Here is a 12399-nt window from a genome sequence, read left to right on the forward strand (position 1 = left end):
CTATCCTTGCTCTTCGCTGTGCTTATCTCAACGGTCAACTTTCAATTTGATATATGTGCCAAAGTGAGATGCACCCAATTCATATCACTATTATTATGCAACGCCTTTCAGCCAAGCGCGCAACTTTCTATACGGTTGCTCATTTCACCCGGTTATCTCGTGACAACCTTCCACATGAGGGGAGTTCAAAGCCGGAGGGTGATAGGAGACCAAGCTCAGTTTTTATGTACACGCTCGCAAATGGTGATGCACCGATTTTGACCTATTTTACCTGTTTTTCACGGCGACCTGACGGACGCTCGCACGGGCGCATAACCCAGCCCTCGTAAATCTTTTGGCTTTTATTCAGCAAGCCCTAATTAGTTGGCATTCTCCTGAGAATTTAGCATAATAAGCCCGACTGAGCCAGACAACTTGCTATTGAGATAATTTATGCCAATTACCGTTTACCGAAACGCAGCTATTGCCAACTTTTCTGCATCTTTACTACTTTCTTTTCGCTCCATAACGCGCTGCAAAATGGTCTCTACTTTTGCTGCAAATACAGCATTTCCTCTCTGCCTCGGTCGTGGGAGATCAATAGAACAGTTCATTGCAATTTGACCATTTTCTATTAAAATAACTCTGTCCGCTAGCACCACTGCTTCTTCTACGTCGTGAGTGATCAGTAGCGCGGTAAATCCTTTTTCTTGCCACAAATTTTCTAACAATTGCTGCATCTCAATACGGGTCAAAGCATCTAACGCGCCGAGGGGTTCATCAAGCAGCAGCAAGTCGGGTTCGCAGGCGAGGGCTCTTGCTAAAGAAACTCTTTGCTTTTGACCGCCGGAGAGTACAGCCGGCCAATCGCTGGCGCGATCGCCAAGCCCTACAGCGTGAAGGACTTGCATCGCTTTATAGCGAGTGCTTTCTTTGGCATTTAGTAGCCCTAATTGCACGTTAGCCAGCACTTTTTGCCAAGGTAGTAGCCGTGCATCCTGAAACATCATTCTCACTTTGGAGTTAAGTTGTTTAGACGGCTTTCCGTCTAGAAAGACCGTACCTTGACTGGGAATTTCTAGTCCGGCAATTAAGCGCAGCAAGGTACTTTTGCCACATCCACTGCGACCCACAATTGCTACAAATTCTCCGGGATTTATTTCGAGGTTGATATCCCGCAAAATTTCAATATTTCCAAATGACTTCTGGAGTTTCACTAATTCTAAGCGCATTCCTGAGAGTCCTGATTCCATTATAAAAAACCTCCATATATCTCACAATTTATTGCACAGGCTCATAACAATTAACAGTTAAAAGTTAAGTGTTAACTTTATTTCGCTTTCAAAAGTTGCTGTTAAGCAAGTGTTAATTAGCCTGCTGCTCACAGATTCGGGTGAAGAGCAGATTAGCATCTCTAACTTTAATCTACTGTAAATCAGTCAAGTTATCGTATTTTACGATTTAACAAGAGTATTGCATAGGTCTCTACAAAAAGCAAGAGAATTTTTCCCCAATATTCGGGAACTTTGATAAATAATTGTTAAGAACAAGCAAACCCTGTTCCTGTAAAGGTTCTGCTTGTTCTAGCGACCCTCAGGGGTAAGTCTCCTTCCCTTACTTCTGGGTGAACCCGCATCCGGTGGCGAACCGGTTTCTGTTATTGAGTCCGGTGAGAGTCTGCTGTATTGGGGGGAAATAACCGGACAGTTGATTGGGGCCGAGATTCGCGATCGCACAAAATTTGTATAAGAGTTATCAAACTTTACATCTCAACTTACTTGCTTTTTAAAATTGACCGTGCTAGCTTACTATCTATTAAATACGGTAAATCTACTGATTTACCGTATTTAGGAGCGATTCCGTAAATCGTTCATTTTTAAATGAGTCAAAAATAGGAGGATTATTAAATGCCTAATGTTGTTGCGATCGCAGGTAGCCCGTCTCATCCATCCCGTTCCTTTGCCGTCCTGGAATACGCCCGCCGCGCTGTCGAGAAAGAGGGACTAAGTACAGCATCTATCAACGTCCGCGATCTCCCGCCAGAGGTATTAATTTACGGACAATTCGCGAACCCCGACTTAAAAGCAGTCAATGATTTAGTAGTAGAAGCCAAGGGCATAATCATCGCCACACCAGTTTACAAAGCAGCCTACACAGGCGTACTCAAAGCTTACTTAGATTTGCTACCGCAGAAGAGTTTAGCTGGTAAAGTTATTCTCCCCATAGCCACCGGAGGTACGCTGGGTCACTTATTAGCAATTAACTACGCCCTCAAACCAGTGTTATCCGAGCTGGGCGCTAGTCATATCTTGGCTGGTGTCTATGTTTTAGACACGCAGATCCAAAGTTATGACGAAACAAGCGTACAACTTGAAGAAGAAACAGAACAAAGATTGCGATCGCAGTTGCAAGAGTTTGTTGGTGCGTTACACAGTGGCAAACCCGAATTAGTTGGAAGTCTCTGATCGGCAAGTTAGCAACAAACAATATTATTGTTTATGATCAAAAGACTAATTTCATTCCTTGCTCAATTATGGCGATCGCACCTTTCCCTAGCAGCGCTATTTCTATTGGGAATCAGCTTGAATTGGGCGATCGCCGCCTGTAACAATACTCCCGCCCCTACCAGCTCTGCAAGCCCCGCCGCTTCCACCGCAGCAACTCAAGCTCAGGTAGTCCGCATCGGCCATCAGAAATTAGACCCCTTCACCCTAGTCAAAGCTAGAGGAGGTTTAGAGAAACGCTTGCAGCCTCTAGGTGTATCCGTTGAGTGGAAAGAATTTCAGTCAGGCCCCCCGATGCTGGAAGCACTAAACGTCGGTAGCATCGACATTGCCCGCACCGGAGACGGTCCTCCAGTCTTTGCCCAGGCTGCTAACGCACCTCTGCTTTACATTGGTGGTAGCGCCCCAAAAGACCGCAGTTCTGGTATTTTAGTTCCTGCTAATTCTGCAATTCAAACCCTTGCAGATTTGCGGGGTAAGAAAATAGCTTTTACCAAAGGTTCTAGCGCCAATTACCTATTAGCAAAAGCACTGAAGTCGGCAGGAATAAAATGGACTGATATTGAGCCGATCAACCTGACACCAGCGGATGCCAGAGCTGCCTTCCAACAAGGTAAAGTAGATGCTTGGGTGATTTGGGACCCCTTTTATGCAGCAGCTCAAGCGGAAATAGATATTCGTGTTGTTAAAGATAGTAAAGGACTAGCAGCTAATCGCGATTTTTACTTAGCTAATCAGTCATTTGCTCAGCCGAATCTCAAAATCATTGAGGCAATTAGAGAAGAAACTCAAGCAGTAGCGACTTGGGCTGATGCGAATCCCCAAGAAGTAGTCAAGATTCTCGCTCCCATTCTGAAAATTGATGTTTCTATCTTAGATGTAGTAACTCGACGGCGGAGTTATGGATTTGAACCGATCCAAGCTGAGATGGTTGCCGAGCAACAGGAAATTGCGGATACTTTTTTTGAACTCGGCTTAATTCCCAAGCAGCTCAAAGTTGAAGAAGTAGTTTGGAAACCAGGTAATTAAAAATCCCCGCTTGTGGATAAATGTTGGATAAAGCAAAACACCTGATATCTTCTACCTTCCAAATAGCGGGGGTGAAGACGATGCTGGGGAACCGCGCTGGGATTACAGGAAAGGTCGGCCCCATTGGTTGCGTCACGCCCACGCTTCGCATTCACTAGACAGGGGCGCGCCGATTCATTTGGTGCAGCAGACGTTAGGGCATGAATCGGTAGCGACTACTTCCAGGTATCTAGACGCACACGCCCAAACGACAGCAACAGCTTGTATCTGCCAGGGTAAAAGGTAACTTTCCTTGCATCTTTTTCAACATTATGGGATATTGAATTGAAAAAACTAATTCAAATAGAAACTTATGGCAACTGAGCAAGAGCTTCAATCTCTTTTTAATGCCTTGGATGGCGATCAAGATGGCAAAATATCGAGTAATGAGCTTTTTTTAAGTCCTGGGTTAAATGCAGTCATTTTAGCAGAAACAGGTACTAGCCCCGCGGAACTGCTAGCGACGTATCGAGATGAAGAGGGTAATATTACCTTTGAAGACTTGAAACAAGCTGTTAAGAAAGCAGGGAATTTAGAATAAGCGCGATCGCTCAGCCAGCAGCGATTGAAATAAAATCATTTATCCAAGTGGATGAGTGTCTTCCCCTGGTAATAGTTGCAGTAGTTATAGGGCAAAAAGCGATCGCTGACTACCAAGGATAAGAACTTGCTTCTTATCCTTTCATCTGGCAGGGATTTAAGCCCCAGTTGACATTAGAGTTATAATGTCGGCAGTGGAGAACCTTTTTTCTTTGAGCTACCTCCGAAAATCCCCTTGACAACTGGCTTTGAGCCTTAACTTGTCACCAATGGGTGACAGTTTACAAAACTTGCTGGCGCAATTGGGGAAAAACCTTTGCAACTTTGTTCAGGACATAATCGCCGTAAGTGCCGCGAAACTCGTGAACGCTGGCTTTGTCCCAACGTTCGTTCAAGTTGTCATCGACCATCGCTCCCTTGATTTCAATCGGGTGGAGTTCAGCATTGAAATTGGGATCGAAGAAGAATGGAAAAGAGAGGCGATCGCGTCCTGACACATTCTTGACTCGATGAGGAGTAGAGCGATAAAGTCCACCTGTGAGGCGATCGAGCATATCGCCAATGTTACAAACAAATGAATTGGCGATCGGGGGAGCATCAATCCAGCCTGATTTTGTCTTCACTTGCAACCCACCTAAATCATCCTGCTCGAGAATCGCGAGCAAACCATAAAATGATTTTTTGGATACCTTTGTCTGTCAACTGTTAGGTAGAAAAAGACGATAGGATTCGCTGTCCATTAGAATTCTGAAACCCAGCCACATCAGCACGAAGGGAAAGAACTTACTCGCATAACGGCTGAGTACCAAAGCAATACCAGGTAGATGCGTCAGAGTATAGGACATACACAGCCAGCAGCCAACAATTAAATAGCAAATAGGTATGATTACGGACAGATTTTGGATTGAGCTAGTCGCAAACAAAGGGATATAGATCCCAAGATTGTTGCCACCATTAGCAATCGTAACCGAGGAGACGCGATAGGTCTGCGGATCGCGGATTACATCCCACAGAGATCGCTTTCTGGAATCAAATCCTCGAAATTTAGAGTTTATTTTCTGATTTGCTGACTTATCTTCGGCTGAATCGTCCTTATTAAGATCGATCAAATTTTTCAAGCCAATCAGTATTGGCAGAATCCCCAGTAGACCAGTCCAAGTTGACGGAATCACTAGCCCCATTAAGAAACCAACTAAACTTATCATCATCAATACCGTGAACCCTAGAATCTCACCAACCACAACGTGCTGAGGACGAAAAGTGCGATTAACTTCACTGAAGAACGCAGTCAAATAAATATTGTCGTCAAACGTTGTTGCCACAGCAGTAGCTAGCCCGATCTTAATTGTTGCAATTAACCAATCCATTACCATTCCTCACTCAACACCTATCTGATGACCAAAACTACAGATCGCTCAACCGAATAGCAAATCACCATAATCTCGATATGATAATATGAGTATCGCATATTGGATGTAACGAGGAAGCAAATCTGAGAGTTTATACCTGTCAAGCAGTGCTTTGACTTTATCCTCCATCTTCAATTCATCCAGCGTGTATCACCTGTGTTTATCAAAGAGTCATTATGATTAGCCGTTTGATTGACCGTCTGCCTAAAGGCACAGGTCGCTACATCTTACGATCGCTCAGATCGACCATTCGCAGATCCCTTACCTATCGGTTTGCAGGTCTATTTTCTATCGGCCTTGTCTCGGTTTTGGTCTTGACTCTGGCTTTTGAGCCTCCTGTTGTTGTCGCCGCCTCTGTCTCTGGCAATGTACTCTCGCCTCTCATAAATCAGGTAAATCAGGTAACACCGCCTAAAGACTCAACAATGCGGGTGCTGGAAACCCTGGGACTGTTTGTGGGAGGCATAATTTTCTGTGTAGTTTTGGATCGCTGGTTTTCTAACCGTTCTGCTCAATCTGGCAACACGCCCTTAGCTGAGCAAGCGCGGCGGCTCAAACAACTCAAAATAGGGTATCCAGAGGGGATGACAAATCTCGAAGTTCTCCGCGCTCGAGGCTTGCTAGAAACTCGTTTGCAACCATTCGGGCTGAGTATCACTTGGTCAAGCTTTTTATCAGCCTCTTCTCTAATAGAGGCCCTAAGCAACGGAACGATTGACTTCTGCGGTGGCGGTGGCACGGCTAGCATCTTCTCTCAAGCAGCGGATCATGTGTTTGTGCGGGTGGCTAAAGAAAAATATACCGCTCCCAAAGGTCAAGCGATTCTGGTACCGTCCGATTCCCCGATTCAGACGCTTTTTGACCTCAAAGGTAAGAAGATAGCTTTTGACAAAGGCTCAAGCGCACATTATGTGCTTGTGCGAGCGCTGGCGAAAGTAGGACTTGAGTTGAGTGACATTGAGCCAGTTTATCTAACACAGCCAGAAGCCCTGCCCCTATTTCGCCAGGGTGAGATCGATGCTTGGGTGGTTTGGGTTCCCTACACAACAACTCAGGCCCGAAGCGCTTATCCAGGACGATCGATCGCAGACCTAGATAGCATATTTGGTGACAAAGCTTCCGTGGAAGTTCCTACCTACTACTACGCGATTCCAGAGCTGGTACGTGACTATCCTGACTTGCTCAAGGTGATTTTAGAAGAAGTAAACGAAGCTGGAGCTTGGGCTAAGAGGCAAGAATTAGAAGCGGCTAAGCGATTGGCAGAGCATCATGAAATCGATCCATCGATCGTAGAAACTTTACAGCAACGCAGTGCCGAACGCGCCATCATCCCGATCGACGACCAATCGCTCACAGCCCTACAGCACCAGGCAAATACGTTTAGAGATCTAAATCTGATTCCTGAGCGGGTGAATGTGAAAGATGGAACCTATAGCTTGCAAACCAGGCAAAACTGGACTTATTAATTTGACAATCCAACCACTAAAATTGGTCAAAAAACTTCCTGGCGCAATTGGGGAAAAACCTTTGCAACTTTGTTGAGGACATAATCGCCGTAAGTGCCGCGAAACTCGTGAACGCTGGCTTTATCCCAACGTTCGTTCAAGTTGTCCTCGACGATCGTTCCCTTGATTTCAATCGGGTGGAGTTCAGCATTGAAATTGGGATCGAAGAAGAATGGAAACGAGAGGCGATCGCGTCCTGACACATTCTTGACTCGATGAGGAGTTGAGCGATAAAGTCCACAGGTGAGGCGATCGAGCATATCGCCAATGTTACAAACAAATGAATTGGCGATCGGGGGAGCATCAATCCAGCCTGATTTTGTCTTCACTTGCAACCCACCTAAATCATTCTGCTTGAGAATCGTGAGCAAACCGTAATCGGTATGCTCTCCCACACCCCAGGATTGCCCTTGCGGATTGCTTTGTGGTGGATAGTTGAAGATGCGAAATAAAATCAGGGGATCAGTCGTATAGCGATCGCGAAAGTAAGAGGCGTCTTCGTTCAAACTCAGGGCAATTCCAGTCATTACTGCGTGACCCAGTTGGGTCATAACTGTTAGATATTCCAGTATTGTTTCGCGAAACTGCGGAATATCTGGAAACAGGTTTGCTCCGTGCATGGGAACACCCGATCGAACAGCCGGATGGGTTTGATTCAATTCCGATCCGAAATAAATTCCTTCTTTCAAATCTGGTTTACCATTCGTCAGTTCACCTCCAACCGGAAAGTAGCCGCGCCATGCCCGACCTCCCAGCGCCATCCGAATTTGCATTTTGGTTTCTAAATCTAGAGCAAAAAACTGACGGCTCAGTTGCTCCAAACGGTTTTGCAAGCCTTGGTCGACACCATGCTCAACAATGTAAAAAAAACCTGTGTCGCGGCAAGCTTGTCGGATTTGGTTTGCAACTGTATCTACGGGATTATCCGATAGCAGCGAACTAATATCGATCACGGGAATATGAGAAACATCTACTGTTAATTCAGTTGCCATAGAGATGGATTATAAGTCGTTAAGATTCAACGCCTTTTATAATTTAAATTGTTCATCCACCGGAATTTGATAACCATTTGCCAGTCGATTGGTGGCATTTGCGGTTGCCACGATCGCCATCAGTTCCCCAAATATGGCATCATCCATTCCCTTGGCTCGCCCTGCGGCTGTATGAGATGAAATGCAGTATTGGCAACCATTTGTAACGCTGACAGCAATGTAGATTAACTCGCGGGTCAGGGGATCGAGTTCTCCCGGAACCGTCATCACCTCCTTCACATTCTGCCAGGTACGTTGCAGGGTAGGCGGATGGTTGGCGATCGCTTTCCAAAAGTTGTTGATGTACTCGGTTTTGCGTGTCGCGCGAATGTCGTCATAGACTGCGCGCACTTCATCAGTTGCCTCTTCGTATTCAATCAAATGGCTCATAGTTGCAATAATAGTGAGAGCGTGAAAAGCACTAATTTATAGTTGAGAAAACCGCAAAGCATTCTGCATTTTTGCGATCGTCCCTTACGATGACGCGAGCGCTGGAACTGTTGCTCGACCGACTTCAGTTGCGTTGGGGACTTCAATCAATTGCCCTGTTTTGACATCGTAGATCAAGCCATAAATCGGAATGGTTGGTGGCACAAGGGGATGGTTGCGAATTCGTTTGACATCCACAAACACGCTTTCTGCCAAATCTTTGAAGGTTAACCAATCGACAAATTCACCTTCTGTCGAACCCGAACCCTGCCCTACATCTCGCCAACCGTTTTCGTCTATTACAGCGGTTTCTAGGCTGTTTGTCAATAGTTCTCGGATGATGCTGTCGGTAAAGAGTTGCATCCCACAATCCGTATGGTGAATGACGAACCATTCACGAGTTCCCAATAGCTTGTAAGAGATTACGAGCGATCGAATTGCGTCATCGCTTGCCCGTCCTCCAGCATTACGAATGACATGGGCATCCCCTTCTGCCAGCCCAGCATATTTTGCTGGATCGAGGCGAGCGTCCATGCAGGTCAGAATGGCAAAGCGACGACCGGGAGGCAGGGGTAAATTGCCTTTGTCACCAAAGTTGGCAGCATATTCCCGGTTAGCAGACAGCACTTCTTGCAGAACTTGACTCATGCTTGAATTTTCCTCAATTGTTTGGTTGAAGGTTACTGACGCAAAAATGGAACGATACAAACGTGCTTCCACGGTGAAACGTCGATCTTTTCCCCAATGTTTTAACAATTGCCTCAAAAGGCTTACTCCTCCAATGGATTGAAGGAATCAATCATGGAATTTGAAACCAGAGCAATTCATGAAGGACAGCATTTCTAGAAGAACTAAGAAAGAAAAAGGGGAGACTCTCATGTTTCTTTCTTATTGCTGGTTTTTTCTAGCTAAGCTGGCTGATAATTGGGATGCCAAGCAAGCCATTTCTCTTCTAACTTCCTGGCGATCGCATCTGCAAACTTACCCAACAAAGCATACATAATAATGCTTAACACCACAACATCAGTTTGCAAGAACTCGCGAGCATTCATTGCCATGTAACCAATACCAGAATCCGCAGCAATTGTTTCTGCGACAATCAGCGTCAGCCACATAATCCCCAATGAATATCGCAGACCTACCAAAATTGAAGGCAAGGCCCCAGGCAAAATAATTTTCCACAAAAGAGACGTGGCACTCAAGCCATAAACTTTTCCCATTTCAATCAATCCGGCATCTACGCTGCGGATGCCGTGAAATGTATTGATATACATTGGAAAAAACACACCCAAAGCTACCAAAAACAATCGAGCTGGATCGCCAATTCCAAACCACAAAATCACTAGGGGAATTAAGGCGAGGTGGGGAACATTACGAACCATTTGTACAGAAGTATCTAGCAGCTTTTCGGCGATTGGAACAAGACCATTGACGAAACCAAGAGTCAAACCAATTCCTCCGCCGATGAGGAAACCAACGACGGCACGCCAAGCACTAATTCCGATATGGTGAAACAGTTCCCCGGTAATGGCCAATCTAACTCCTGCACTTAAAACACCTGTTGGTGCGGGTAAAACTCTTGTGGAAAGCCAACCCACCTGCACCAATAATTGCCAGCTAACAATCAGCAGCATTGGTACAATCCACGGGATTACCTGCTGAAAATAGGGGTTTTTGAGCCATTTTTTATTCATGACGCACTCGTAGGAATAACTTGTTGTTGTTGGAGAAACTTTTCGTTGGCAACAATTTCGCCAAAAGGACTAAACATTTGCGGTTGATTTACAGTCGGTTGGTTCTTCAACGGCAAGCGGGGGAATAGCAATTCAGCGACTCGATACGCTTCTTCTAAGTGGGGATAACCGGAGAAAATGAAAGTTTCAATTCCCAATTCGGAATATTCCAACATTCGTGCAACAACGGTATCGGGATCTCCCACTAAAGCAGTACCAGCACCGCCTCTTACTAACCCAATTCCCGCCCACAAATTGGGGCTAATTTCCAGAGTTTCGCGGCTGCCTGTATGCAGTTCAGTCATACGTCGCTGTCCTTCAGAGTCCATTCTGGCATAAGCTTTTTGAGCGGCTGCGATCGCATCTTCATCGACATATTTAATCAATCGATTTGCGTCCTCCCAAGCTTCACCCTCCGTCTCCCGTACAATGACATGAAGACGAATCCCAAACCGCACAGTTCTACCCTGTTCTGCTGCTAGCTTTTTCACAGCTTCAATTTTTTTTGCTACTTGTTGCGGCGGTTCTCCCCAAGTAAGATAAACATCAATATGCTTAGCCGCAATTTGTTGTGCTATTGGCGATGAACCGCCAAACCACAAGGGAGGATGGGGAGTTTGTACAGGTGGAAATAGAACTTTGCCGCCCTTAATTTGGAGATATTCTCCGCTAAAATCGACTTCGTTATCTCGCACGTTAGTGGAGTTACTACCTTCAAGCATCGCTCTCCAAACTGTCAAAAATTCATCCGTCAATTCATAACGTGCGTCGTGACTCAGATGCACTCCATCTCCAGCTAATTCCACCGGATCGCCGCCCGTAACAACATTAATCAGCAAGCGCCCATTAGATAATCTGTCAAGGGTTGCTGCCATCCGCGCTCCTACCCCTGGAGACATTAATCCCGGACGAATTGCTACTAAAAAACGCATTTTTTCTGTTACAGACATTAGGGATGAAGCCACTACCCATGCGTCTTCGCAAGAGCGCCCAGTCGGAAGCAGAGCACCCGTAAATCCTAAATGATCAACGGCTTGGGCGATTTGTTTTAAGTAGGAAAAACTGCCAGATCTCCCTCCAATTCCTGAAGCTAAATAGCGTCCATCTCCGTGAGTTGGGATAAACCAAAATAATTCCATTTGCCGTATTCTCCCTGATTACTTATTGTTTAGTTACCTGAGCCACTTCGCTAATTTTGACCTGTTTGGGAAGTAGCTTTAAATCCAAGAAAGTATCAGCAACTTTTTGCTGGTAAGTAATGACTTCATCAGTAATCGGCTGCACACCGTAAGGCCGTCTCCGTGAGATTTCCTCTAAAGTTGGAACATCAATACCAAGCTCAGGAGACAGCAGTTTTGCCACTTCAGTTGGTTGAGCTGCCGCCCATTCATCTACTTTTTGAAGTTCCTCTAAAATTGCCTTAATTCGGTCTGGATATTGCTCGTTAAAAGGTTTGGCAGCTAGATAGAATTCCCGATTAGCTACAAGCCCTTCTCCATCCTTAAGAACGCGAGATCCTGTAGCTCGTTTCGCTACGGTAAAAAACGGATCCCAAATTGCCCAAGCATCAGCACTACCTTGTTCAAAAGCTGCCCGCCCATCTGCTGGCGGCAGATAAATAGGCTGAATGTCGCTATATTTTAATCCGGCTGCTTTTAATGCTTCTACCACTAGGTATTGCACATTTGAACCCTTATTAAATACAACTTTTTTGCCTTTTAACTCAGCCACATCTTGAATGGGAGAATCTTTCGCTACTAAGATAGCTTCGCCTTTAGGATTAGGAGGTTCGTTAGCAACATATACCAATGGTGCGCCAGCGGCCTGTGCGAAAATAGGCGGCGCTTCTCCTGTATGGCCAAAGTCAATACTGCCTGCATTCAAAGCTTCTAGTAATTGAGGGCCAGCAGGAAATTGAAGCCACTGTACAGATGTGTTTTGGGAGGCCAGACGCTTCTCTAAACTCCCCCGTGATTTAAGGATACTTAGGGTTCCATATTTTTGATAGCCGATCCTAATTACATTGCTTTGTTGTGGTTGAGAACTAGCTACTGATGCGGTAGTAGAAGTTGGGGAAGTAGTTGTATTTGTTGGCTGAGTAGGAGTACAGGCAGAAACTATAAAACTTAAACTCAAACCAACTGCAAAAAGCAAAGCAAAGGTCTTGATTGAACTATGTTTGAGTTTGCTCCAAAAATGTC

The 12399-nt window shown here is 45.4% G+C and carries 14 protein-coding genes; 5 read left to right on the top strand and 9 right to left on the bottom strand.

What is annotated here, in order from left to right; translation table 11 throughout:
- Positions 1-446: 446 nt before the first annotated feature.
- Positions 447-1232, bottom strand: a complete 786-nt coding sequence (locus QUA20_RS10605; RefSeq protein WP_333188577.1) for an ATP-binding cassette domain-containing protein — start codon at positions 1230-1232, stop codon at positions 447-449.
- 654 nt (positions 1233-1886) lie between these two features.
- Between QUA20_RS10605 and ssuE the strand changes: the two genes are divergently transcribed.
- From ssuE to QUA20_RS10625, 4 genes are all read left to right on the top strand, one after another.
- The gene (gene ssuE / locus QUA20_RS10610; RefSeq protein ID WP_333188578.1) at positions 1887-2444 is read left to right on the top strand and encodes an NADPH-dependent FMN reductase; all 558 of its coding nucleotides are present in this window, start codon (positions 1887-1889) and stop codon (positions 2442-2444) included.
- A 33-nt stretch (positions 2445-2477) separates the two neighbouring features.
- Complete coding sequence (locus tag QUA20_RS10615; RefSeq protein ID WP_333188580.1) at positions 2478-3512, top strand: sulfonate ABC transporter substrate-binding protein; 1035 nt, start codon at positions 2478-2480, stop codon at positions 3510-3512.
- A gap of 127 nt (positions 3513-3639) precedes the next feature.
- Positions 3640-3798, top strand: a complete 159-nt coding sequence (locus tag QUA20_RS10620; RefSeq protein WP_246276889.1) for a tyrosine-type recombinase/integrase — start codon at positions 3640-3642, stop codon at positions 3796-3798.
- Positions 3799-3864: 66 nt separating this feature from the next.
- The gene (locus QUA20_RS10625; RefSeq protein WP_172190219.1) at positions 3865-4092 is read left to right on the top strand and encodes an EF-hand domain-containing protein; all 228 of its coding nucleotides are present in this window, start codon (positions 3865-3867) and stop codon (positions 4090-4092) included.
- A gap of 280 nt (positions 4093-4372) precedes the next feature.
- Here the strand turns inward: QUA20_RS10625 and QUA20_RS10630 are convergent, their stop codons facing one another.
- Together QUA20_RS10630 and QUA20_RS10635 are read right to left on the bottom strand one after the other, a co-directional pair.
- Positions 4373-4756 (bottom strand): 2OG-Fe(II) oxygenase family protein, encoded by a 384-nt coding sequence (locus QUA20_RS10630; protein ID WP_333188584.1) that lies wholly within the window; start codon positions 4754-4756, stop codon positions 4373-4375.
- Positions 4757-4789: 33 nt separating this feature from the next.
- Complete coding sequence (locus QUA20_RS10635; protein WP_333188585.1) at positions 4790-5458, bottom strand: cadmium resistance transporter; 669 nt, start codon at positions 5456-5458, stop codon at positions 4790-4792.
- A gap of 218 nt (positions 5459-5676) precedes the next feature.
- Between QUA20_RS10635 and QUA20_RS10640 the strand changes: the two genes are divergently transcribed.
- Positions 5677-6966, top strand: a complete 1290-nt coding sequence (locus QUA20_RS10640) for a sulfonate ABC transporter substrate-binding protein (protein ID WP_333188587.1) — start codon at positions 5677-5679, stop codon at positions 6964-6966.
- 26 nt (positions 6967-6992) lie between these two features.
- Here QUA20_RS10640 and QUA20_RS10645 read toward each other — a convergent pair whose 3' ends face one another.
- The 6 genes from QUA20_RS10645 to QUA20_RS10670 form a co-directional block, all read right to left on the bottom strand.
- Positions 6993-7997 (bottom strand): 2-oxoglutarate and iron-dependent oxygenase domain-containing protein, encoded by a 1005-nt coding sequence (locus tag QUA20_RS10645; RefSeq protein ID WP_333188589.1) that lies wholly within the window; start codon positions 7995-7997, stop codon positions 6993-6995.
- Between the two features lie 36 nt (positions 7998-8033).
- On the bottom strand, positions 8034-8426 hold the full coding sequence (locus tag QUA20_RS10650) for a carboxymuconolactone decarboxylase family protein (protein ID WP_333188590.1): 393 nt from the start codon (positions 8424-8426) through the stop codon (positions 8034-8036).
- Positions 8427-8510: 84 nt separating this feature from the next.
- Positions 8511-9113 carry a carbonic anhydrase gene (locus QUA20_RS10655; protein WP_333188592.1) on the bottom strand — a complete coding sequence of 201 codons (603 nt, stop codon included), beginning with the start codon at positions 9111-9113 and terminating at the stop codon, positions 8511-8513.
- A 260-nt stretch (positions 9114-9373) separates the two neighbouring features.
- Positions 9374-10159 (bottom strand): aliphatic sulfonate ABC transporter permease SsuC, encoded by a 786-nt coding sequence (gene ssuC, locus QUA20_RS10660; RefSeq protein ID WP_333188594.1) that lies wholly within the window; start codon positions 10157-10159, stop codon positions 9374-9376.
- A complete protein-coding gene (ssuD, locus tag QUA20_RS10665; RefSeq protein WP_333188596.1) occupies positions 10156-11337 on the bottom strand; it encodes an FMNH2-dependent alkanesulfonate monooxygenase in 1182 nt (393 codons plus the stop codon). Before ssuD ends, ssuC begins: the two co-directional genes overlap by 4 nt.
- Positions 11338-11359: 22 nt before the next feature.
- Entirely contained in the window at positions 11360-12352 is a 993-nt protein-coding gene (locus tag QUA20_RS10670) for a sulfonate ABC transporter substrate-binding protein (protein ID WP_333188598.1), read from the bottom strand.
- Positions 12353-12399: the final 47 nt, after the last annotated feature.

The sequence above is a fragment of the Microcoleus sp. Pol7_A1 genome, from assembly GCF_036701085.1.
GTDB classification, from domain to species: domain Bacteria; phylum Cyanobacteriota; class Cyanobacteriia; order Cyanobacteriales; family Microcoleaceae; genus Microcoleus; species Microcoleus asticus.